The organism is Rhodococcus sp. X156 (genome assembly GCF_004006015.1).
Lineage (GTDB): Bacteria > Actinomycetota > Actinomycetes > Mycobacteriales > Mycobacteriaceae > X156.
In genome coordinates, this window is the sequence record NZ_CP034766.1 from 1934142 (window position 1) to 1957027 (window position 22886).

Below are 22886 nucleotides of genomic sequence, written 5' to 3' on the forward strand. Positions count from 1 at the left end.
TTACCCCGTGCGCGCCATCCAGATCACCGCCACCGGCGGACCCGAGGTCCTCGTCCCCACCACCGTCGCCGAGCCCGTGCCGGGGCCGGGCGAGCTGCTGGTCAGCGTGGCCGCGGCGGGGGTCAACTACATCGACACCTACTACCGGACCGGCCAGTATCCGGTGGAGCTGCCGTCCGTGCCCGGCCTGGAGGGCGCCGGCGTGGTGCAGGCCCTCGGCGCGGACGTCACCGACTTCGCGGTGGGTGACCGGGTGGCCTGGTGCTCCGCACCGGGCAGCTACGCCGAGCAGGTGGTGGTGCCCGCCAGCGCCGCCGTGGCGGTACCGGCCGGCGTGCCGGACGACCAGGCGGCCTCGGCGCTGCTGCAGGGCATGACGGCGCACTACCTGCTCACCTCCACCTACCCGGCCCAGCCCGGCGACACGGTCCTGCTGCACGCCGGCGCGGGCGGGGTGGGGCTGATGCTGACCCAGCTGGCGGTGGCCGCGGGCGTCACCGTCATCACCACGGTGTCCACCGACGCCAAGGCCGAGCTCTCCCGCACGGCCGGCGCCGCGCACGTGCTGCGCTACGGCGACGACCTGGCTGCGCAGGTGCGCGAGCTGACGGCGGGCGAGGGGGTGGCGGCGGTCTACGACGGCGTGGGCGCGGCCACCTTCGACGCCAGCCTGGCCGCGCTGCGGGTGCGCGGGACCTTGGCGCTGTTCGGGGCTGCCAGCGGGCCGGTGCCACCGGTGGACCCCCAGCGGCTCAACGCGGCGGGGTCGCTCTACCTCACCCGCCCCACGCTGGCGCACTACACGCGCAACCGCCCGGAGCTCACCTGGCGGGCCGACGCCGTGTTCGGGGCCGTCGTTGACGGCAGCCTGCGGGTGCGCGTGGGAGCCACCTACCCGCTGTCCGAGGCCGCCCAGGCGCACCGCGACCTGCAGGCGCGGTCCACCACGGGTTCGCTCGTCCTGCTGCCGGAGCCGAGCGGGAGGAACAGCTAGAGCAGGGTGGGCAGGTTCAGCACGGAGTCGACCGCGATGCCGATGAACAGCAGCGACAGGTACGTGTTGGACAGGTGGAAGAGCTTCATCGGGTTGGTCTGCCGACCGGCCTTGGTGGCCGCGTACAACCGGTGGGCCATCACCAGGAACCAGGCGCCGGTGAGCACGGCCACGGCGGCGTAGAGCCATCCGGTGGCCGGCAGCAGCAACAGGCTGACCGCCACCATCACCCAGCTGAAGAGCACGATCTTGCGCGTGACCTCCTGCGCGGTGGCCACCACCGGCAGCATCGGCACGCCGGCCGCGCGGTAGTCCTCCTTGTAGCGCATCGCCAGCGCCCAGGTGTGCGGCGGCGTCCAGAAGAAGATGATTCCGAACATGACCGCTGCCGGCCACTCCACCGTGCCGGTCACCGCGGCCCACCCGATGACCACCGGCATGCACCCGGCGGCGCCGCCCCACACCACGTTCTGGGTGGTGCGGCGCTTGAGCACCAGGGTGTAGACGAGGACGTAGAAGAGGATGGTCGCCACGGCGAGGACACCGGCGAACAAGTTGGTGGTGGCCCACAGCCAGAAGAAGGACAGCACGCCCAGCGCGAGCCCGAAGACCAGCGCGTGCCGGGTGGGCACGGTCTCCCGGGCGAGGGCGCGTCGAGCTGTGCGCTTCATCACCTTGTCGATGTCGGCGTCAGCCACGCAGTTGAGCGTGTTGGCGCTGGCCGCGGCGAGCATCCCACCGAACAGGGTGGTGAGCACCAGCAGCGGCAGGGGCAGCGGCAGCGGGTCGACACCGCGCTGCGCCAGCAGCATCGCCGGGATGGTGGTGACCAGCAGCAGCTCGATCACGCGGGGCTTGGTCAGCCCGACGTAGGCGCCCACCTTGGCGCGAAGGCGCTGACCAGCACCGTGACCCGGCCCCGGCGTCGCCTGCGCTCGGCTGGTCCGTTCCGCTGTCCGCACCGCTTCTCCTCAAATAAGATTCGGCCGTCAGTACAGAACTGTGACCCTCTACCGCGAGCAATGGTAGACGGCCTGCGGGCCACCACCCGCCCCGCACCGAGGAGTGTGGCGAGAACGTCAGCCCCGGGGTGACGGGGCATCGGCAGCCGGTGGCGCCCAAGATCATCGCCGACATCGTCATTGTGGTGCAGCCGCACTAGGCTTGGCCGCAGACAACGGGCAACCGGAGGCAGGACCCCGACGCCACCCTGTGCGCCGCACGGCGTTGACGTCGGGTCTCACCGCTGGTCCCACCCAGCAACAGTGTCAGGAGCCCCACGACGTGCCGGTGACCGCCGAGATCAGTGCCCTCACTCGACCCAACTACCCCGACGGCTGGTCGGAGCTGGACACCCGCGCCGTGGACACCGCGCGGGTGCTGGCCGCCGACGCCGTGCAGCACAAGGGCAACGGCCACCCCGGCACCGCGATGAGCCTGGCGCCGCTGGCCTACACCCTCTTCCAGCGGGTGATGCGCCACGACCCCACGGACGCCGACTGGATCGGTCGCGACCGCTTCGTGCTCTCCGCCGGGCACTCCAGCCTGACGCTGTACATCCAGCTGTACCTGGCCGGCTACGGGTTGGAGCTGCAGGACCTCAAGGAGCTGCGCACCTGGGGCTCGGCCACCCCCGGCCACCCCGAGCACCGGCACACCCCGGGCATCGAGATCACCACCGGCCCGCTGGGCCAGGGGCTGGCCTCGGCCGTGGGCATGGCGATGGCGGCCCGCCGCGAGCGCGGCCTGTTCGACCCGGAGCCGGAGCTGGGCCAGAGCCCGTTCGACCACCACGTGTACGTGATCGCCTCCGACGGTGACATCGAGGAGGGCATCACCTCCGAGGCGTCCTCGCTCGCCGGCACCCAGCAGCTCGGCAACCTCGTGGTGATCTACGACGACAACAAGATCTCCATCGAGGACAACACCGACATCGCGCTGAGCGAGGACACCGCCAAGCGCTACGAGGCCTACGGCTGGCACGTTCAGGTGGTGGAGGGCGGCGAGGACGTCGTGGCCATCGAGCGGGCGCTGCTTGCAGCCCGGGACGAGACGAGCCGTCCCTCGATCATCGTGCTGCGCACCATCATCGGCTACCCCGCCCCGAAGAAGATGAACACCGGTGCCGCGCACGGTGCCGCCCTCGGCGACGAGGAGGTCGCCGCCGTCAAGAAGGAGCTGGGCTTCGACCCGGAGAAGTCCTTCGAGGTGAGCGACGAGGTCATCAAGCACACCCGGCAGGCCAAGGACCGCGGCACCGCGGCGCACGAGGACTGGGAGCCCACCTTCCAGGCCTGGGCCGAGCGCGAGCCCGAGCGCAAGCAGCTGCTGGACCGGCTCCTGGGCCGCACGCTGCCCGACGGCTACGCCGACAACCTCCCCACCTGGTCCACCGACGACAAGGCCGTGGCCACCCGCAAGGCGTCGGAGGCCGTGCTCAACGCCCTCGGCCCGGTGCTGCCCGAGCTGTGGGGCGGCTCGGCCGACCTGGCCGGCAGCAACAACACCACCATCAAGGGCTCGGACTCCTTCGGCCCCACGTCGATCTCCACCGACACCTGGACCGCCCAGCCCTACGGGCGCACCCTGCACTTCGGGGTCCGCGAGCACGCCATGGCGGCGGCGCTCAACGGCATCGCGCTGCACGGGCCCACCCGCCCCTACGGCGGCACCTTCCTGGTGTTCAGCGACTACGAGCGTCCCGCGCTGCGGCTGGCCGCGCTGATGAAGTCGGCCGTGATCCACGTCTGGACGCACGACTCCATCGGCCTCGGCGAGGACGGCCCCACCCACCAGCCGATCGAGCACCTGGCCACGCTGCGGGCCATCCCCGGCTTCAGCGTGGTGCGCCCTGGCGACGCCAACGAGACCGCCGCCGCCTGGAAGGCCGTGCTGGAGCGCCCCGAGGGCCCCGCCGGTCTGGCGCTCACCCGGCAGAACATCCCGATCCTGGCGGGCACCAGCACCGAGGGCGTCGCCCGCGGCGGCTACGTGCTGCAGGACGCCGAGGCGGGCCCGCTGCAGGTGATCCTCATCGGCACCGGCTCCGAGCTGCAGATCGCGGTGGCCACCCGGGAGACCCTGGAGGCACAGGGCATCGGTGCGCGCGTGGTCTCCATGCCCTGCGTGGAGTGGTTCGAGGAGCAGGACGCCGACTACCGGGAGTCCGTGCTCCCCGCCGCGGTCAAGGCCCGCGTGGCGGTGGAGGCGGCCTCGCCGCTGACCTGGTACCGCTACGTCGGGGACGCCGGCGAGATCGTCGGCCTCGACCACTTCGGTGCGTCCGCCGACTACGAGACGCTCTACCGAGAGTTCGGCATCACCGATGAGGCGGTGACGGCTGCCGCGCAGCGGTCCCTCGCCCGAGTGGAGGCATGACAACCATGACAGACGTGAACACCGCAGGCACCAGCCCTGCGACCGAGCAGAACCCGAACCTGGCCGCGCTGTCGGCGGCCGGGGTGAGCGTGTGGCTGGACGACCTCTCCCGGGAGCGGCTGCGCACCGGGAACCTGGCGCAGCTGGTGCAGACCCGCAGCATCGTGGGCGTCACCACCAACCCGACGATCTTCGCCGGGGCGCTGTCCAAGGGCGACGCCTACGACGCCCAGCTGCGTGAGCTGGCCGCCCAGGGCGCTGACCTCGACACCACCGTGCGGGTGCTGACCACCGACGACGTCCGGGAGGCCTGCGACGTCCTGCGCCCGGCGTGGGAGGCCAGCAGCGGCCGCGACGGCCGGGTCTCCATCGAGGTCGACCCCCGCCTGGCGCACGAGACCGACAAGACCGTCGAACAGGCGGTCGAGCTGTGGAAGATCGTCGACCGGCCGAACGCGATGATCAAGATCCCCGCCACCGAGGAGGGGCTGTCGGCCATCACCCAGACCCTGGCCCAGGGAATCAGCGTCAACGTGACCCTGATCTTCTCCGTCGAGCGGCACCGTGCGGTGATCGACGCCTTCCTCGACGGGCTGGAGCAGGCCAGGACGGCCGGGCACGACCTCGCCACCATCGAGAGCGTGGCGTCGTTCTTCGTCTCCCGCGTGGACAGCGAGGTGGACAAGCGCCTGGAGGCCATCGGCACGCCGGAGGCGATGGAGCTGCGCGGCAAGGCTGCCCTGGCCAACGCCCGCCTGGCCTACGGCGCCTTCGAGGAGGTCTTCCAGGTCGGCTCCCGCTGGGCCGAGCTGGCCAAGGAGGGCGCACACCCGCAGCGCCCGCTGTGGGCCTCCACCGGAGTGAAGAACCCCGACTACTCCGACACCATGTACGTCAGCGAGCTCGTGGCGCCGAACACGGTGAACACCATGCCGGAGAAGACCCTGGAGGCCTTCGCCGACCACGGCGTGGTCACCGGCGACACCGTCAGCGACACCTCGGTGGCCGCCCAGGAGGTGTTCGACAGCCTGGAGCGCGTGGGCATCGACATCACCGAGGTCTTCCTCGCGCTGGAGAACGAGGGCGTGGAGAAGTTCATGGGCTCCTGGTCCGAGCTGTCCGAGACCGTGCAGGGCCAGCTGGACAGCGCCGCGAAGGCCTGAGCACGGCTGGTCCACCCGCCCCGAGCAACGAACGTCGAGCGACACCGAGGAGTACCTAGTGGCCCCTTCCGCCGGGTGGACCAACCCGCTGGCCGAGGGCTGGGTCAACCCGCTGCGTGACAGCAGGGACAAGCGGCTGCCGAGGATCGCCGGGCCTTGTGGCCTGGTGATCTTCGGCGTCACCGGTGACCTGGCCCGCAAGAAGCTGATGCCGGCCGTGTACGACCTGGCCAACCGAGGCCTGCTGCCGCCCGGCTTCGCGCTCGTCGGGTTCGCCCGGCGGGAGTGGGCCGACGAGGACTTCGGCAAGGTGGTGCACGACGCGGTGCGCGAGTACGCCCGCACGCCGTTCCGCGAGGACGTCTGGAACGCCCTCGCCGAGGGGTTCCGCTTCGTGCAGGGCAGCTTCGACGACGACGCGGCGTTCGACAGCCTGGCCGCCACCCTCGCCGAGCTCGACCGGGTGCGGGGCACCGGCGGCAACCACGCCTTCTACCTGTCGGTGCCGCCGGCGGCGTTCCCCACCGTCTGCGAGCAGCTGTCCCGCTCGGGCCTGGCCAAGCAGACCGACGGGGAGTGGCGGCGGGTGGTGATCGAGAAGCCCTTCGGCCACGACCTGCAGAGCGCCCGCGAGCTCAACGCGGTGGTCAACGAGGTGTTCCCCGAGGACTCGGTGTTCCGCATCGACCACTACCTCGGCAAGGAGACGGTGCAGAACATCCTGGCGCTGCGCTTCGCCAACCAGCTGTTCGACCCGATCTGGAACGCCCACTACGTCGACCACGTGCAGATCACCATGGCCGAGGACATCGGGCTCGGCGGCCGGGCCGGCTACTACGACGGCATCGGCGCCGCCCGCGACGTCATCCAGAACCACCTCCTGCAGCTGCTGGCGTTCATCGCCATGGAGGAGCCGATCAGCTTCGACCCGCACGAGCTGCAGGCCGAGAAGATCAAGGTGCTCTCCGCCACCCGGCTGGTGCAGCCGCTGGACGACACCACCGCCCGCGGGCAGTACACCGGCGGCTGGCAGGGCGGCCAGCAGGTGGTGGGGCTGCTGGAGGAGGAGGGCTTCGCCAAGGACTCCACCACCGAGACGTTCGCGGCGATCACCGTGGACGTGGACACCCGCCGCTGGGCGGGGGTGCCGTTCTACCTGCGCACCGGCAAGCGGCTGGGCCGGCGGGTCACCGAGATCGCGGTGGTGTTCAAGCGGGCGCCACACCTGCCCTTCGACAGCACCATGACCGAGGAGCTGGGCCAGAACGCACTGGTCATCCGGGTGCAGCCCGACGAGGGCATCACCATGCGCTTCGGCTCCAAGGTCCCCGGCAGCGGGATGGAGGTGCGCGACGTGAGCATGGACTTCAGCTACGGCCAGGCCTTCACCGAGTCCTCCCCCGAGGCCTACGAGCGGCTCATCCTGGACGTGCTGCTGGGCGAGCCGTCGCTGTTCCCGGTGAACGCCGAGGTGGAGCTGTCCTGGAAGATCCTCGACCCGGTCATCCGGCACTGGGCCGCGGAGGGGCGCCCCGAGCCCTACGTCTCGGGCACCTGGGGACCGGAGTCGGCGCACGAGATGATGGCCCGCAGCGGCCGCAGCTGGAGACGACCATGATCATCGACCTCCCGGCCACCACCACCGGCAAGGTGAACCGGCAGATCGTCGACCTCCGCAAGAGCGGCGGCGCGGTCACCCTCGGGCGGGTGCTCACCCTGGTGATCTCCACCGACGACAACGTGCAGACCGAGGCCATCATCGACGCGGCCAACGACGCCAGCCGGGAGCACCCCTGCCGGGTGATCGTGCTGGCTCGCGGTGCCCGCAAGGCCGCCACCCGCCTGGACGCACAGATCCGGGTGGGCGGTGACGCCGGCGCCTCGGAGGTGGTGGTGCTGCGGCTCTACGGCCCGCTCGCTGACCACGCCGCCAGCGCCGCGGTGCCATTCCTCCTGCCGGACACCCCGGTGATGGCCTGGTGGCCCGGCGAGCCGCCGGCCAACCCCGCCGCCGACCCGGTGGGCCAGCTCGCCACCCGGCGGATCACCGACGCGTCCTCGTCCAAGAACCCCGGTCGCGCCCTGCTGCAGCGCGCGGCGAGCTACGCCCCCGGCGACACCGACCTGTCGTGGAGCCGGCTGACCACCTGGCGGGCCCTGCTGGCCAGCGCGCTGGACCAGCCGCCCTACGACCCGGTGCGCTCGGCGACGGTCACCGGTGGACCCGACTCCCCCTCCTCGGACCTGCTGGCCGGGTGGCTCGCGGCGTTCCTGGACGTGCCGGTCAAGCGGGTGCGCAAGGGCGAGGGCCTGGGCTCGGTGGTGCTGGACCGGGTGTCCGGCCCGGTGGCGCTGGTGCGCCCGGCCGGCACCGCGGGGGTGCTCACCCAGCCCGGTCAGCCCGACCGGTCGGTGGCGCTGGGGCGCCGCCAGATCAAGGAGTGCCTGTCCGAGGAGATGCGGCGGCTGGACTCCGACGAGATCTACGCCCGCGCGCTGCAGGGGCTGACCATGGTGAAGCGATCCCGGTCGGCGACCTCCCGGTTCGCGGTGGACGACGGCTCGGCCAGCCACGAGGAGATGGTGTGAGCACGCCGCAGGTGGTGGTGCACAGCAACGCGGACGTGCTGGCTGCGGCCCTGGCGGCTCGGCTGGTGACCACGCTGGTGGACGCGCAGACGGCCAAGGGCAGCGCCTCGGTGGTGCTCACCGGCGGCGGGGTGGGCATCGCCCTGCTGGAGCAGCTGCGCAGCTCCCCCGCCTGCTACGCGGTGGACTGGTCCAGGGTGGACGTGTACTTCGGCGACGAGCGCTTCCTGCCCACCGGCGACCCGGAGCGCAACGAGACGCAGGCGCGGCTCGCCCTGCTGGACCACGTCGGGGTCGATCCCGAGCGGGTGTTCGCCATGCCGGCCTCCGACGGACCCGACGGCGACGACCCGGAGGCGGCCGCGCGGCGGTACGCAGCGGTGCTCGCCGGGCAGGCCCAGCCGGAGGACCACGGCTCGGTACCCCGCTTCGACGTGCTGATGCTGGGCATGGGCGGCGAGGGCCACGTGGCGTCGATCTTTCCCGAGTCACCCGCGGTGCACGAGACCGAGCGCAGCGTGGTGGGGGTGCGCGGCTGCCCCAAGCCGCCGCCCACCCGCATCTCCCTGACCCTGCCCGCCATCCGGCAGGCCGCCCAGGTGTGGCTGTGCGTGGCCGGGGAGGCCAAGGCAGCCGCGGTGCAGCTGGCGCTGGAGGGCGCGGGCGAGGTGGCTCTGCCCGCCGCGGGGGCCACCGGCCAGCGACGCACCCTGTGGGCGCTGGACCGCTCCGCCGCGGCGCGCCTGCCCCGGGAGCTGCTGCCGCCGCTGAGCTAGCCGCGGACCGACACGACGCCGCCCGGCGGTCCCTCGCGGGACGGCCGGGCGGCGTCGTGAGATCAGCTGTGCTGGTCGATCAGTGGGCGGCGCTCAGACGTCGAGCTTGATCGCCAGGCCGATGCCGACGATGCAGACCACCCAGATCAGGCCGATGAAGATGGTGATCCGGTCGAGGTTCTTCTCCACCACGTTCGAGCCGGACAGGTTCGACTGCACGCCACCACCGAAGAGGGTGGACAGTCCGCCGCCCTTGCCGCGGTGCAGCAGGATGAGCAGGATCAGCGCCATGCTGGCGATGATGAGCACAATCTGCAGGAACAGCTTCATGTAAGTCCTAGCTCTTTGGTCGCTCGGTGGTCGGTCTCGGTCGTGCGCGCGCCCAGCCTAACGCCCTGGTCGCCGCCCCCTCTCGGGTGGCGGCGACCAGGACGTGTCCGGCTCAGGGCAGCGGTCCCCCGGCGGCGATCGCGCACAGGGTGGCGAACTCCTCGCCCTTGAGGCTCGCGCCGCCGACGAGGGCACCGTCGACGTCGTTCTCGGCGACGATCTCGCCGACGTTCTTGGAGGTCACCGAGCCGCCGTAGAGCACGCGGACCGCAGCCCCGGCGGCGGCGCCGCCGAGCTCCACGAGCTCCTTGCGCAGCGCACCGCACACCTCCTGGGCGTCGGCCGGAGTGGCCACCCGCCCGGTGCCGATGGCCCACACCGGCTCGTAGGCGACCACCACGGACGCCACCTGCTCCGGGGTGCAGCCCGCGAGCGAACCACGCAGCTGGTCGACCGAGTAGCTCACCTGGTCACCAGCCTCGCGGACCTCCAGGCCCTCCCCCACGCACACGATGGGCGTGAGGCCGTGCCGGAAGGCCGCAGCGACCTTGGCCGAGACCACGGCGTCGGTCTCCGCGTGCATGCTGCGGCGCTCGGAGTGTCCGACCACCACGTAGGTGCAGCCCAGCTTGGCCAGCATGGAGCCGCTGATCTCACCGGTGTAGGCACCCGAGTCGTGCGCCGAGACGTCCTGGGCCCCGTAGGTCAGCCGCAGCTTGTCCCCGTCGATCAGGGTCTGCACGCTGCGGATGTCGGTGAAGGGCGGCACGACCGCCACGTCCACCTTGTCGAAGTACTTGTCCGGCAGGGCGAACGCGATCTTCTGCACCAGGGCGATGGCCTCGAGGTGGTTGAGGTTCATCTTCCAGTTGCCCGCGATCAGCGGGGTGCGAGAGCTCTTTGCCGTCGTCATCACGCCTCCAGCACTGCGAGGCCGGGGAGCTCTTTGCCCTCGAGGTACTCCAGCGACGCCCCACCACCGGTGGAGATGTGCGAGAAGCCGTCCTCGGGCAGGTCCAGCAGGCGCACCGCCGCGGCGGAGTCACCGCCACCGACCACGCTGAACGCGCCGTCGCGGGTGGCGGAGATGATGGCCTCGGCCACGCCTCGGGTACCACCGGCGAAGTTGGACATCTCGAACACGCCCATCGGGCCGTTCCAGAAGATCGTCCTCGCCTGCAGCAGACCACCGGTGAAGCGCTCCACCGTGGCCGGGCCGATGTCCAGACCCATGTGGCCCACCGGGATCTCGGTGGCGGGCACGGTCTGCACCGGCACGGTGCCGGAGAAGGCCTCCGCGACGACCAGGTCGACAGGCAGGTGGATCTTCTCGCCGAACCGCTCGAGCAGGTCGCGGCAGGTCTCGATCATCTCCGGCTGCAGCAGCGAGTCGCCGACCATGTGTCCCTGCGCGGCCAGGAAGGTGAAGCACATCCCGCCGCCGATGAACAGCGCGTCGACCTTCGGTGCGAGGGCCTCGATGACCGACAGCTTGTCGCTCACCTTGGACCCACCCAGCACCACCGCGTACGGCTTGGGCGAGTCGCCGGTGAGGGTGGCGAGCACCTTCACCTCCGCCTCGACCAGCAGCCCGGCGTGGTGCGGCAGGCGCTGGGCCACGTCGTAGACCGACGCCTGCTTGCGGTGGACCACACCGAACCCGTCGGAGACGAACGCACCGTTGGTGCCGGTGAGCGACACCAGCGCGTCCGCCAGCTCGCCGCGCTCCTCGTCGGACTTCGACGTCTCGCGCGGGTCGAACCGGATGTTCTCCAGCAGCAGCACGTCGCCGTCGGCCAGGTCGGCCGCGAGGCGCCGGGCCGAGGGGCCCACCACGTCGTCGGCCAGGGCCACCGGGCGGCCGAGCGCGTCGCCGAGCCGAGCCGCGACCGGGCCCAGCGACAGCGCGGGGTCGGGCTCGCCCTTGGGGCGACCCAGGTGCGCGGTGACGATCACCCGGGCGCCGGCCTCAGCCAGCGTGGTCAGCGTCGGGGCCGAGGCCTCGATGCGGCCGGCATCGGTGATGGTGCCGTCCTCGAGCGGAACGTTGAGGTCCGAGCGCACCAGGACGGTGCGTCCTGCGACGCCCGCGTCCAGGAGGTCCTGCAGAGTCTGCACAGCCCGGCTCAGAGCTTGGAGCCGACGAGACCGGTGAGGTCAACCAGGCGGTTGGAGTAGCCCCACTCGTTGTCGTACCAGCCGACGATCTTGACCTGGTTGTCGATCACCTTGGTGAGGCCGGAGTCGAAGATGCACGACGCCGGGTCGGTGACGATGTCGGAGGACACGATGGGCGCCTCGGTGTAGACCAGGATGCCCTTGAGCTCGCCGTCGGCGGCCGCGCGGAACGCCTCGTTGACCTGCTCCACCGTGACCGGCTTGGAGACGGTGACGGTGAGGTCGGTGGCGGAGCCGGTCGGCACGGGCACGCGCAGCGCGTAGCCGTCGAGCTTGCCCTTCAGCTGGGGCAGCACCAGGCTGATCGCCTTGGCGGCACCGGTGGAGGTGGGCACCACGTTGAGGGCGGCGGCGCGGGCGCGGCGCGGGTCCTTGTGCGGGCCGTCCTGCAGGTTCTGGTCGGCGGTGTAGGCGTGGATGGTGGTCATCAGGCCACGCTCGATGCCGAACGCCTCGTCCAGGACCTTGGCCATCGGGCCGAGGCAGTTGGTGGTGCAGGAGGCGTTGGAGATGATGTCCTGGCTGCCGTCGTAGTCGCCGTCGTTGACGCCCATGACCACGGTCAGGTCCTCACCCTTGGCGGGCGCGGAGACGATGACCTTCTTGGCACCGGCGTCGAGGTGGCCGCGTGCCTTGTCGGCGTCGGTGAAGATGCCGGTGGACTCGATGACCACGTCGACGTTCAGCTCGCCCCAGGGCAGGGCCGAGGGGCCCTCCTTGATGGCGAGGGCCTTGATGCGCTGCTCGCCCACGACGATGTAGTCACCGTCGACGGAGACCTCCTGCGGCAGGCGGCCCAGGATGGAGTCGTACTTGAGCAGGTGCGCGAGGCTCTCCGGCGGAGTCAGGTCGTTCACCGCCACGATCTCGATGTCGGTGGAGCCGGCCGCGCGCTGCGCCTCCACCGCCCGGAAGAAGTTCCGACCAATACGACCGAAGCCGTTCACGCCTACCCGGACCGTCACAGTGCACTCCTCATCATCGGATGTCGCTGGAAACTCGGTGTTGCCAAAGCTCAGTACCGCGAGAAATTCGGTGCCACCAAGAGCAGCGGCGGTGAATCGTTGCTGGTCGCAAGTCCATTCCCACGAGCGGTGAAAATGGCCGTCTGACGGCGTCGATCACCCGTGCGGACCTGCTTGCGGCCTACCTTACCGGCCTGTGCGCGTGGGTTCTAACCCTCGTCCAGCATGTCTGCGGTGACCACGGACTCGGTGTCAGGAACACCGGTCTCCCTGGCTCGGCGGTCGGCCATGGACAGCAGCCGGCGAATACGTCCGGCCACCGCGTCCTTGGTCATCGGCGGGTCGGCCAGCTGCCCCAGCTCCTCCAGCGAGGCCTGCCGGTGCTGCACCCGCAGCGTGCCCGCCGCCGCGAGGTGCTCGGGCACGTCGTCACCCAGGATCTGCAGCGCGCGGTCCACCCGGGCCGCCGCCGCCACCGCCGCGCGGGCGGAGCGGCGCAGGTTCGCGTCGTCGAAGTTGGCCAGCCGGTTGGCGGTGGCCCGGACCTCGCGCCGCATCCGGCGCTCCTCCCAGGTCAGCCGCACGTCCTGGGCACCCATCTTGGTGAGCAGCGCACCGATGGCCTCCCCGTCGCGCACCACCACCCGGTCGGCACCGCGGACCTCACGCGCCTTGGCGGTGATGCCCAGCCGGCGGGCGGCCCCCACCAGCGCCATGGCCGCCTCAGGTCCCGGGCAGCCCACCTCCATGGCGGAGGAGCGGCCGGGCTCGGTGAGCGAGCCGTGGGCGAGGAACGCGCCCCGCCACGCGGCCTCGGCGTCGCAGAGCCCGCCGGCCACCACGGGCGCGGGCAGGCCGCGCACCGGACGGCCGCGGGGGTCGAGCAGCCCGGTCTGGCGGGCCAGGGCCTCACCGTCCTTGACCACCCGCACCATGTACCGGGTGCCCTTGCGCAGCCCGCCCGGGCTGAGCACGTGCACGTCGGAGGGGTAGCCGTACACCTCGTGGATGGCCTTGCGCAGCCGCCGGGCCACCGAGCCCGCGTCCACCTCGGCCTCCACCACGACCCGCCCGGCCACGATGTGCAGACCGCCCGAGAAGCGCAGGAGCGAAGCCACCTCGGCTCGGCGACAGCAGGTCTTGGTCGTCTCCAACCTGCTCAGCTCGTCCTTTACCGCTGCGGTCATCGCCACGCTGGCGCGTCCTCTCCATCGATGGGGTCTGGGGTGACCGGGTGTGGGCTGCTCGGCCCTGGGGTGACCCGGTCTGCGGCGACGGTTCCCGCCGCCTCCGCCTCGGCGGAGCCGCCCTGGGCGAGGATGTCGGCCAGCACCTGGCCGAGCAGCGCCGGGTCGTGCGTCTCGGTGTCCTCCTTGGCCACGTCCGCGACCACCAGCCGTGCACCCAGCCGCTGGGCAACCCGGCTGACCTGCTCGGTCTCCTTGCCCGGGTGCACCGAGCGGCGGTCCACGACCACCGCGTCGAGGCGAAGCCCGGGAGCGTGCTGCGAGAGTACGTGCAGGTGTCGCTCGGTGCTGAACCCCGCCGTCTCCCCGGGCTGGGGGGCGAGGTTCAGCACCGCCACCCGCAGCGCCCTGGTGTTCAGCATCGCGGCCAGCAGCTCGGGCACCAGCACGTGCGGGATCACGCTGGAGAACCAGGACCCGGGGCCGAGCACCACCAGGTCGGCGGCGAGCACCGCGGCCACCGCCTCCGAGCACGCCGTCGGCTTGGGCGGCAGCAGCCGCACCCGGCGGACCTGCCCGGCGGTGGTGGCCACCGCGACCTGGCCGCGGATGGCGGTGGAGACGCGGGGGTCGTCCTGCAGCCCGGCCACGTCGGCCTCGATCTCCAGCGGGACCCGGCTCATCGGCAGCACCCGGCCCTGCAGGCCGAGCAGCGAGCCCACCGTGTCCAGCGCGGCCACCGGGTCGCCCAGCACCTCGGCCAGACCGGTGATGAGCAGGTTGCCCACCGGGTGCCCGGCGAGCGCGCCGTGCCCGCCGAAGCGGTGCTGCACCGCGGTCGACCACAGCCGGCCGTGCTCGCTGTCCGCCGCCAGGGCGGCCAGCGCCATCCGCAGGTCGCCTGGCGGCAGGGCGCCGAGCTCGCGGCGCAGCCGCCCCGAGGAGCCGCCGTCGTCGGCCACGGTGACCACCGCGGTGACGTTCTCGCCCAGGTGGCGCGCGGCGCGGAGGGTGGCGTGCAGACCGTGTCCTCCGCCCAGCGCCACCACCGTCGGCGCGGGGGTGCTCACTCCCGTCCCAGGTCTCGGTGCACGACCTGCACGGTCAGGTTGTCGATCTCGCTGAGCCGCTGGGCCAGCTGCTCGCTGATGGCCACGCTGCGGTGCTTGCCGCCGGTGCAGCCCACGGCGAGGGTGAGGTAGCGCTTGCCCTCGCGCCGGTAGCCGGCGCTCATCAGCCGCAGCAGGTCGTGGTAGCGGTCCAGGAACTCCGCCGCACCCTCCTGGCCGAGCACGTAGTCGCGCACCGACGGGTCCTGCCCGGTGTTGTTGCGCAGCTCCGGCAGCCAGTGCGGGTTGGGCAGGAACCGCACGTCCACCACCAGGTCGGCGTCCATCGGCAGCCCGTACTTGTAGCCGAAGGACAGCACCATCACCTTGGTCTGCGTGGTCGCCTCGGTGCCGAAGGCGTCGTCGATCTTCTGGCGCAGGTCGTGCACCGACAGCGAGGTGGTGTCGATGACCAGGTCGGCCTCGGCGCGCAGCGGCGCGAGCAGCTCGCGCTCCTTGGCGATGCCGTCGGCCAGGCGGCCGTCGCCCTGCAGCGGGTGGCTGCGGCGGACCTGCTCGAAGCGCCGGATGAGCAGCGCGTCGGAGGCCTCCAGGAACAGCACCCGTGGGCGCAGCGTCTTGGCGTCGAGCTGGCGGATCACGTCGGCCAGGTCGGTGGTGAACCCACGGCTGCGCACGTCCATCACCACGGCGATCTTGGTGAGCCCCGCCCGGGACTGGGCCCCGAGGTCGACGACGGTGGAGATGAGCTCGGGTGGCAGGTTGTCCACCACGAACCAGCCCAGGTCCTCCAGCACCTTGGCCGCGGTGCTGCGCCCCGCCCCGGACAGGCCGGTGACGATGGCCACCTCGACACCGGTGGGTTCTGCACCCCCCGGGTCTGGGCTGGCCGTCTCGGTCGCGACCTCCGGCTCGGTGCTCACGCGCGGTCCCCCTGCTCTGCAGTCACTGGTGCATCATCCTCTCCGCGCAGCGCGGTGAGAACCGCACGCGCCGTGGTCGCCCCCACACCGGGGACCTCGACGATCTGCTCGAGGCTGGCCTTGCGCAGGCGCGCAACGGATCCGAAGTGCGAGACCAGGGCGTTGCGACGACTTTCCCCCAGACCCGGCACCGAGTCCAGTGCCGAGGCCGTCATCCGCTTGCTGCGCTTGCTGCGGTGGAAGGTGATGGCGAAGCGGTGCGCCTCGTCGCGGATGCGCTGCAGCAGGTACAGCTCCTCGCTGCTGCGCGGCAGGATCACCGGGTCCTCCTCCCCCGGCACCCACACCTCCTCCAGGCGCTTGGCCAGCCCGACCACCGCCACGTCACGCACCCCGAGCTCGTCGAGCACCGCGGCCGCGGCCGCCACCTGGGGCGCACCGCCGTCCACCACGTAGAGGTTGGGCGGGTAGGCGAAGCGCCGCGGACGGCCGGTGCTGGAGTCCAGCGGGGCCGCCTCCACCGGGGCAGCTGCGGGCTCGGTGCTGGCCGGGGCCGCGGCGTCGGTGGGCAGCGCCGGCTCGGGCGAGGCCCCCGACTCCGGCGGGGTGGTGCTGGTGTGGTGGCGCAGGAACCGGCGCCGGGTGACCTCGGCGATGCTGGCCACGTCGTCGGAGTGCCCGCCGCCGGCGGCCTCCTTGATGGCGTAGTGCCGGTAGTCGGACTTGCGGGGCAGGCCGTCCTCGAACACCACCAGCGACGCCACCACGTCGGTGCCCTGCACGTGGCTGACGTCCACGCACTCGATGCGCAGCGGCGCGGAGTCCAGCCCGAGGGAGCGCTGCAGTCCCTGCAGCGCCGCCGAGCGGGAGGTGAGGTCACCGGCGCGGCGCAGCTTGTGCTGGGCGAACGCCTCCTGGGCGTTGCGCGCCACCGTGGCGGCCAGGTCGCGCTTGTCCCCGCGCTGCGGCACCCGCAGGCGCACCTTGGAGCCGCGCAGCCCGCTGAGCCACTGCTCCAGCGCCTCGGAGTCCTCGGGCAGCTGGGGCAGCAGCACCTCGCGGGGCACCTGCTCGGCCGGGCTCGCGGTGCCGTCGGCCAGCGCGGCCTGCTCGCCGTAGAACTGGGTGAGGAACTGCTCCACCAGGTACGCGGTGGCGGCGGCGCTCAGCCCGTCGCCCGCCGGGTTGTGGTCGACGGAGTCGTCGTCGCCCGCCAGGTCGCCGGTGAGCTCCACCACCCAGCCGCGCTGGCCCCGCACCCGGCCGCCGCGCACGTGGAACACCTGCACCGCAGCCTCGAGGTCGTCCCCGGCGAAGGCCACCACGTCGGCGTCCGTGCCGTCGCCCAGCACCACCGCCTGCTTCTCCATGGCCCGCCGCAGCGCCCCCACGTCGTCGCGCAGCCGGGCCGCGCGCTCGAAGTCGAGCTCGTCCGACGCCGCCTGCATCTGCTTCTCCAGCTGGCGCACCAGCTTGTCGGTGCGCCCGGCGAGGAAGTCGCAGAAGTCCTCCACGATCTCCCGGTGCTCCTCGGCGCTGACCGCGCCGGTGCACGGGGCGGAGCACTTGTCGATGTAGCCCAGCAGACAGGGCCGGTCGATCTGCTTGTGGCGGTTGAACACCCCGGTGGAGCAGGTGCGAGCCGGGAACACCCGCAGCAGCAGGTCCAGGGTCTCGCGGATGGCCCAGGCGTGGGCGTACGGACCGAAGTAGCGCACCCCCTTCTTCTTGGGGCCGCGGTAGACGAACAGCCGCGGGTACTTCTCGTTCAGCGTCACCGCGAGCACCGGGTAGGTCTTGTCGTCGCGGTAGCGGACGTTGAACCGCGGGTCGAACTCCTTGATCCAGTTGTACTCCAGCTGCAGCGCCTCGACCTCGGTGCCGACCACGGTCCACTCCACGCTGGCGGCGGTGGTGACCATCTGCCGGGTGCGCGGGTGCAGGCCGGACAGGTCGGCGAAGTAGGAGCTGAGCCGGCTGCGCAGGCTCTTGGCCTTGCCGACGTAGATGACGCGGCCGTGTGGGTCGCGGAACTTGTAGACCCCCGGCTGGTCCGGGATGGTGCCCGGAGCTGGACGGTAGGTGGACGGGTCAGGCACGGCTCAAGGCTAGGCCAGCACCACGTCAGGTCCGCTGACGGTCACCGCGACCGGCACCAGCGGCGTGCGGGCCGGGCCCTGCCGCACCGCGCCGTCGGCGGCGCTGAAGCGGCTGCCGTGCGCCGGGCACACCACCACCCCGTCCGATGGCGGGCTGACGATGCTGCCGGCGTGCGGGCACGCGGCCTGGTAGGCCTTGACGGTGCCGGCGGTGGGCTGGGTGAGCAGCACCTTGCCGTCCGGGCCGTTGACCACCGCGCCGCCGCCCACGGGGACCTCGGCCAGGGCGGCCAGCGCCGTCCCTGGCTCCGCGCTGACCGGCGGGGTGCCGCCACCCACCTTGCCGGCGGAGCAGGCAGCCAGCGCGCCGGGGGCGAGCAGGCCCAGGCCCAGGCCGCACAGCACGGTGCGGCGGGTGGTGCGCGGGGTCGAGCGGGTGTTCTGGTGGTCGGTGTCCTGGTGGTGCACGCTCATCGGTCTCGCTGGCTCCGGGTGGTGTCGCCGTAGGTGCGGTACATCTCGCGCAGCCGGTCCATCGCCGTCACCGCACGCTCCCCGTCGGTGGACTGCAGCGCCAGGATGGTGGCGTACTCGTCGTCGGGCAGCTCGATGCGGGCGAAGGACGAGCCCGGCGGGAAGCTGACGTCCTCCACCACCTCCCACGGGTACAGCTTCTCGCCGAGCACGTTGCGCACGGCGATGCCCGCGGCGCCCGCGCGCAGCCGGGGTCGGGCCAGCAGCAGCACGGCGCCGGCCATCAGCAGGCCGAACACCGCCATGGCCACCTGGTCGGCGGGACGGAAGTACACGCCGGTCCGGTCGCCGTGCAGCAGCAGGGCGATGGTCACCCAGAAGATGGCGATGGCCGCGGCGGCCACCACGGCCACCCGGCTGGTGCGTCGGGGGCGGGCCACCAGCACGACGAGCTCGTCGGGGGCAGGGGCGGCGCTGCGGTCGGCGGAGGGGGTGTCGGTCATGGCACTCATGCTTCTGTCTTGGTGCGTGCTTCTGCTTGCGTGCGCAGCTGGCGCAGGGTGAGCGCGGCGTCCAGGGCCGCCGCGGTGGCCTGTCCGCCCTTGTCCTCGGCGGAGTCGGGGAAGCCGGCCCGGTCGGTCGCCTGGTCCATGGTCTCGGTGGTGAGGACGCCGTTGCCGACCGGCGTGCCCTCGTCCAGGGCCACCCGGGTGAGCCCGGAGGTCACCGCGTCGCAGACGTACTCGAAGTGCGGGGTGCCGCCCCGCACCACCAGCCCGAGCGCCACCACCGCGTCGTGGGTGCGGGCCAGCTGCTGGGCGACGACGGGCAGCTCCACCGCACCGGCCACGCGGACGGTGGTGGGGCTGCGAACGCCGGCCTGCTCGGCCACCCGCAGCGCGCAGCCGACCAGCTGGTCGGTGATCTCGGCGTGCCAGCGGGTGGCCACCACGGCCAGGGTGAGCCCAGCCGCGTCGGCCGGGACCAGCTCCGGGTTTCCCTCGCCGCTCACGAGCGCCCGCTCGCCGGGACGTGCGGCAGGTCGAGACCGGCGGGCACGGTGTCGCCGAGCTCGCCGTCGGGCACGTCGTCCAGGCCCTCCAGGTCGTGGCCCATCCGATCGCGCTTGGTGCGCAGGTAGCGCAGGTTCTCCGGGTTGGCCCGCACCGGCATGGCCACCCGCTCGGTGATGCGCAGCCCGTAGCCGTCCAGACCCACCCGCTTGGCGGGGTTGTTGGTGAGCAGCCGCATGGACTGCACGCCCAGGTTCACCAGGATCTGGGCGCCGATGCCGTAGTCGCGGGCGTCGGCGGGCAGACCCAGCAGCAGGTTCGCGTCCACGGTGTCGGAGCCGGCGTCCTGCAGCTCGTAGGCCTGCAGCTTGTGCATCAGACCGATGCCGCGGCCCTCGTGGCCACGCATGTAGAGCACCACGCCGCGGTTCTCCGCGGCCACCGCGGCGAGCGCGGCGTCCAGCTGGGTGCCGCAGTCGCAGCGCAGCGAGCCGAACACGTCGCCGGTGAGGCACTCCGAGTGCACCCGCACCAGCAGGTCCTCGCCGTCGCCGATGGAGCCCCGGACCAGGGCCACGTGCTCCACGCCGTCGTAGAGGCTGCGAAAGCCCACCGCCACGAAGTCGCCGTAGACGGTGGGGATGCGGGCCTCGGCCACCCGCTCCACCTGCTGCTCGTTGCGTCGGCGCCAGGTGATCAGGTCGGCGATGGAGATCAGGGCCAGGTCGTGGGCGTCGGCGAACTCGCGCAGCTCGTCGGTGCGCGCCATCTCGCCGGGCTCCCGCTTGCTGACCACCTCGCAGATGACACCCGCGGGCTGCAGCCCCGCCAGCCGGGCCAGGTCGACCGCGGCCTCGGTGTGCCCGGGGCGGCGCAGCACGCCGCCCTCCTTGGCCCGCAGCGGCACCACGTGCCCGGGCCGGGTGAGCGAGTGGGCTCCCGCCGCCGGGTCGGCCAGCGTGCGGATGGTGGTGGAGCGGTCGGTGGCGGAGATGCCCGTGCCGATGCCCTCGCGGGCGTCCACGGTGACCGTGTAGGCGGTGCCGTGCTTGTCCTGGTTGGTGGAGTACATCGGCGGCAGCCCGAGGCGGTCGCAGTCCTCACCGAGCAGCGGCACGCACACGTAGCCCGAGGTGTGCTCGACCATGAAGGCCACCAGCTCGGGGGTGGACTTCTCCGCGGCGAAGATCAGGTCGCCCTCGTTCTCGCGGTCCTCGTCGTCCACGACGACGACCGCCTTGCCCGCCGCGATGTCCGCGACGGCGCGCTCGATGCTGTCGAACCTGCTCACGTGCCTGCCTCCGTCTGTGTCACCGCATGATCCCACGCCTGGCCACCGGCACCGCCGGCCAGGTGCAGTCGCTCGACGTACTTGGCGATGACGTCAACCTCCAGGTTGACCACAGTGCCGGGCTGAGCCCGGCCCAGCGTGGTCAGCTCCAGCGTGGTGGGGATGAGCGAGACGGTGAACGAGCTGTCGTCCAGCGCGGCCACGGTGAGCGAGACTCCGTCGACGGTGATCGAGCCCTTCTCCACCACGTAGCGGGCGATGCTCTGCGGCAGGGAGATCCGCACCAGCTCCCAGTGCTCGGAGGGGGTGCGCTGCAGCACCTCGCCGGTGCCGTCCACGTGGCCCTGCACCAGGTGCCCGCCCAGGCGGCTGCTCAGCGAGGCGGCCCGCTCCAGGTTGACCACGCTGTCGGCGGTCAGCCCGCCCAGGCTGCTGCGCTGCAGGGTCTCGTGCATCACGTCCGCGGTGAAGGCGCCCTCGCCGAGCACGTCCACCACGGTCAGGCACACGCCGTTGACCGCGATGGAGTCGCCGTGCTTGGCGTCGGAGGTGACCACCGGTCCCTGCACGGTGAACCGGGCGGCGTCCGCGAGGTCCTCCTTGGCCACCACGTGGCCGAGCTCCTCGACAATTCCGGTGAACACGTCAGTCCGCCTCTCCTCGGCCACCCATCGGCCCCGCACTCACTCGTGGGACCGCACTCACTCGCACGTCGTTGCCCAGCAGCTGGACGTCTTCGGTCACCATCTGCAACGCATCGGTCATGGTGCGTACTCCAGCATCCCCCAGGGCCGCCACCCCCGACCCCAGCAGGGTGGGCGCGATGTAAGCAACGACACGGTCGACCAGCCCCGCGGCGACGAACGCCCCGGCCAGGGTGGCGCCGCCCTCGAGCAGCACGTCGTCGAGCCCGTCCAGCGCGGCCAGCACCTCGCGGGGGTCGTGGGTGCGCACCAGCAGGGTCTCCGCGCTGTCGTCGAGCACCTTGGCGTCGCGGGGCAGCTCCCGGGTACCGACCACCACCCGCAGCGGCTGGTGCGCAGCCAGGCTGCCGTCCGGGCGCCGAGCGGTGAGCCACGGGTCGTCGGCCAGCACGGTGCCGGTGCCCACCACGATGGCGTCCAGGTGGGCCCGCTCGGCGTGCACCTGGGCGCGGGCCTGCTCGCCGGTCACCCAGCGGCTGGTGCCGTCGGCGGCGGCGGTGCGCCCGTCCAGGGTGGCGGCCAGCTTGTAGGTGACGTGCGGGCGTCCGGTGCGCTGCCGGTGCAGCCAGGCCCGCAGAGCACCGCGGGTGACCACCTGGTGCGGCGCGTGCACCGCGGTGACGCCGTGCCCGGCGAGGTGCGCAGCTCCCCCGGCGGCCGCGGGGTTGGGGTCGGCGACGGCGTAGTGCACGGCGGCGATGCCGGCCTCGACCAGCGCGGCGGTGCACGGCGGGGTGCGGCCGTGGTGGTTGCACGGCTCCAGGGTGACCACGGCGGTGCCGCCCCTGGCCGCCGCGCCGGCCTGGCGCAGCGCCTGTACTTCCGCGTGCGGACCGCCGGCGGGGGCGGTGCCACCCGCGCCCACCACGATGCCGCCGGCGTTGAGGATGACGCAGCCCACCGGCGGGTTGGGGGCGGTGGTGCCGCGGACGCGCTCACCCTGCGCGGCGGCCAGCTCCATGGCGGCGTCCACCGACACCGGGTGGGTGCCGCGCGGGTCCTGCTCCTCGCGCTGGTCCCGCTCCTCGCGCTGGCCCTCGTGCTTGCTCACCGGCGGCGCTCAGCCCAGCAGGTGGGCGGAGGACCCGGCCGCGCTCGTGCGCAGCGCCGCCACGGCCGCGGCGGGGTCCTCGGCGCCGTAGACCGCGGAGCCGGCCACGAAGCAGTCCACGCCGGCCTCGGCGGCAGCGTGCACGGTGTCGGCGTTGATGCCGCCGTCGATCTCCACCAGCAGGGTGAGGTGCCCGGTGTCCACCAGGTTGCGCACCGTGCGGGCCTTGCCGAGCACCTCGGGCATGAACGACTGGCCGCCGAAGCCGGGCTCCACGCTCATCACCAGCAGGGTGTCGAACTCGCGCAGCACCTCGAGGTAGTCCTCGATGGGCGTGCCGGGCTTGACGCTGAGCCCGGCCTTGGCACCGGCGGCGCGGATGTCCCGGGCCACCGCCACCGGGTCGGCGGTGGCCTCGGCGTGGATGGTGACGTTGTGCGCACCGGCCTCGGCGTACCCGGGTGCCCAGCGACCGGGGTCGTCGATCATCAGGTGACAGTCCAGCGGGATGTCGGTGGCCTTGAGCAGGCTCTCCACCACCGGCAGGCCCAGGGTGAGGTTGGGCACGAAGTGCGCGTCCATCACGTCCACGTGCAGCCAGTCGGCCCCGTGCACGGCCGCGGCCTCCTCGGCGAGACGGGCGAAGTCGGCGGACAGGATGGACGGGGCGATCATCGGCGCAGCCACGGTGCAGCAGTCTA

22 protein-coding genes are annotated in these 22886 nt (G+C 72.4%); 6 read left to right on the forward strand and 16 right to left on the reverse strand.

Annotated features, from left to right (window positions below; translation table 11 throughout):
• Positions 1-7: 7 nt before the first annotated feature.
• Positions 8-994, forward strand: a complete 987-nt coding sequence (locus tag ELX43_RS09135; protein WP_127783110.1) for a quinone oxidoreductase — start codon at positions 8-10, stop codon at positions 992-994.
• Here the strand turns inward: ELX43_RS09135 and ELX43_RS09140 are convergent.
• Complete coding sequence (locus tag ELX43_RS09140; RefSeq protein ID WP_127783111.1) at positions 991-1956, reverse strand: heme o synthase; 966 nt, start codon at positions 1954-1956, stop codon at positions 991-993. The genes ELX43_RS09135 and ELX43_RS09140 overlap by 4 nt on opposite strands.
• Before the next feature lie 322 nt (positions 1957-2278).
• On the opposite strand from ELX43_RS09140, the gene tkt reads away from it, so the two are divergent.
• From tkt to pgl, 5 genes are read left to right on the forward strand one after another with little or no spacing between them, the layout of a single operon-like run.
• Positions 2279-4372 (forward strand): transketolase, encoded by a 2094-nt coding sequence (gene tkt, locus ELX43_RS09145; RefSeq protein ID WP_127783112.1) that lies wholly within the window; start codon positions 2279-2281, stop codon positions 4370-4372.
• Positions 4369-5535, forward strand: coding sequence for a transaldolase (tal, locus tag ELX43_RS09150; RefSeq protein ID WP_241248873.1), 1167 nt, complete (start codon positions 4369-4371; stop codon positions 5533-5535). Before tkt ends, tal begins: the two co-directional genes overlap by 4 nt.
• Positions 5536-5593: 58 nt before the next feature.
• Complete coding sequence (zwf, locus tag ELX43_RS09155) at positions 5594-7153, forward strand: glucose-6-phosphate dehydrogenase (RefSeq protein WP_241248874.1); 1560 nt, start codon at positions 5594-5596, stop codon at positions 7151-7153.
• Positions 7150-8124, forward strand: coding sequence for a glucose-6-phosphate dehydrogenase assembly protein OpcA (gene opcA / locus ELX43_RS09160; RefSeq protein ID WP_127783113.1), 975 nt, complete (start codon positions 7150-7152; stop codon positions 8122-8124). The genes zwf and opcA overlap by 4 nt, the downstream gene beginning before the upstream one ends.
• Entirely contained in the window at positions 8121-8900 is a 780-nt protein-coding gene (gene pgl / locus ELX43_RS09165) for a 6-phosphogluconolactonase (protein WP_127783114.1), read from the forward strand. The genes opcA and pgl overlap by 4 nt, the downstream gene beginning before the upstream one ends.
• A gap of 93 nt (positions 8901-8993) precedes the next feature.
• On the opposite strand, the gene secG is transcribed toward pgl, so the two are convergent.
• From secG to rpe, 15 genes are all read right to left on the reverse strand, one after another.
• The gene (gene secG, locus ELX43_RS09170) at positions 8994-9230 is read right to left on the reverse strand and encodes a preprotein translocase subunit SecG (protein ID WP_127783115.1); all 237 of its coding nucleotides are present in this window, start codon (positions 9228-9230) and stop codon (positions 8994-8996) included.
• Between the two features lie 112 nt (positions 9231-9342).
• The gene (gene tpiA, locus ELX43_RS09175; RefSeq protein WP_127783116.1) at positions 9343-10143 is read right to left on the reverse strand and encodes a triose-phosphate isomerase; all 801 of its coding nucleotides are present in this window, start codon (positions 10141-10143) and stop codon (positions 9343-9345) included.
• Positions 10143-11348 carry a phosphoglycerate kinase gene (locus ELX43_RS09180; protein ID WP_277601694.1) on the reverse strand — a complete coding sequence of 402 codons (1206 nt, stop codon included), beginning with the start codon at positions 11346-11348 and terminating at the stop codon, positions 10143-10145. The genes tpiA and ELX43_RS09180 overlap by 1 nt, the downstream gene beginning before the upstream one ends.
• A gap of 8 nt (positions 11349-11356) precedes the next feature.
• Positions 11357-12373, reverse strand: coding sequence for a type I glyceraldehyde-3-phosphate dehydrogenase (gene gap, locus ELX43_RS09185; protein WP_127783118.1), 1017 nt, complete (start codon positions 12371-12373; stop codon positions 11357-11359).
• 209 nt (positions 12374-12582) lie between these two features.
• Positions 12583-13566, reverse strand: coding sequence for a DNA-binding protein WhiA (whiA, locus tag ELX43_RS09190; protein WP_127783119.1), 984 nt, complete (start codon positions 13564-13566; stop codon positions 12583-12585).
• Positions 13557-14630, reverse strand: a complete 1074-nt coding sequence (yvcK, locus tag ELX43_RS09195; RefSeq protein ID WP_127783120.1) for a uridine diphosphate-N-acetylglucosamine-binding protein YvcK — start codon at positions 14628-14630, stop codon at positions 13557-13559. Before yvcK ends, whiA begins: the two co-directional genes overlap by 10 nt.
• On the reverse strand, positions 14627-15478 hold the full coding sequence (gene rapZ, locus ELX43_RS09200) for an RNase adapter RapZ (protein WP_241249893.1): 852 nt from the start codon (positions 15476-15478) through the stop codon (positions 14627-14629). The genes yvcK and rapZ overlap by 4 nt, the downstream gene beginning before the upstream one ends.
• Positions 15479-15549: 71 nt before the next feature.
• A complete protein-coding gene (gene uvrC, locus ELX43_RS09205; protein WP_127783122.1) occupies positions 15550-17652 on the reverse strand; it encodes an excinuclease ABC subunit UvrC in 2103 nt (700 codons plus the stop codon).
• 9 nt (positions 17653-17661) lie between these two features.
• Positions 17662-18126 (reverse strand): Rieske (2Fe-2S) protein, encoded by a 465-nt coding sequence (locus ELX43_RS09210; protein WP_127783123.1) that lies wholly within the window; start codon positions 18124-18126, stop codon positions 17662-17664.
• Entirely contained in the window at positions 18123-18629 is a 507-nt protein-coding gene (locus ELX43_RS09215) for a PH domain-containing protein (protein ID WP_127783124.1), read from the reverse strand. The genes ELX43_RS09210 and ELX43_RS09215 overlap by 4 nt, the downstream gene beginning before the upstream one ends.
• 5 nt (positions 18630-18634) lie before the next feature.
• Positions 18635-19138, reverse strand: coding sequence for a 6,7-dimethyl-8-ribityllumazine synthase (gene ribH, locus ELX43_RS09220; protein WP_127783125.1), 504 nt, complete (start codon positions 19136-19138; stop codon positions 18635-18637).
• Complete coding sequence (locus ELX43_RS09225) at positions 19135-20430, reverse strand: bifunctional 3,4-dihydroxy-2-butanone-4-phosphate synthase/GTP cyclohydrolase II (RefSeq protein WP_127783126.1); 1296 nt, start codon at positions 20428-20430, stop codon at positions 19135-19137. The genes ribH and ELX43_RS09225 overlap by 4 nt, the downstream gene beginning before the upstream one ends.
• Positions 20427-21074, reverse strand: a complete 648-nt coding sequence (locus ELX43_RS09230) for a riboflavin synthase (protein ID WP_127783127.1) — start codon at positions 21072-21074, stop codon at positions 20427-20429. The genes ELX43_RS09225 and ELX43_RS09230 overlap by 4 nt, the downstream gene beginning before the upstream one ends.
• Before the next feature lies 1 nt (position 21075).
• Positions 21076-22095, reverse strand: coding sequence for a bifunctional diaminohydroxyphosphoribosylaminopyrimidine deaminase/5-amino-6-(5-phosphoribosylamino)uracil reductase RibD (gene ribD / locus ELX43_RS09235; RefSeq protein WP_127784787.1), 1020 nt, complete (start codon positions 22093-22095; stop codon positions 21076-21078).
• A gap of 99 nt (positions 22096-22194) precedes the next feature.
• Entirely contained in the window at positions 22195-22872 is a 678-nt protein-coding gene (rpe, locus tag ELX43_RS09240; RefSeq protein ID WP_127783128.1) for a ribulose-phosphate 3-epimerase, read from the reverse strand.
• Positions 22873-22886 lie beyond the last annotated feature (14 nt).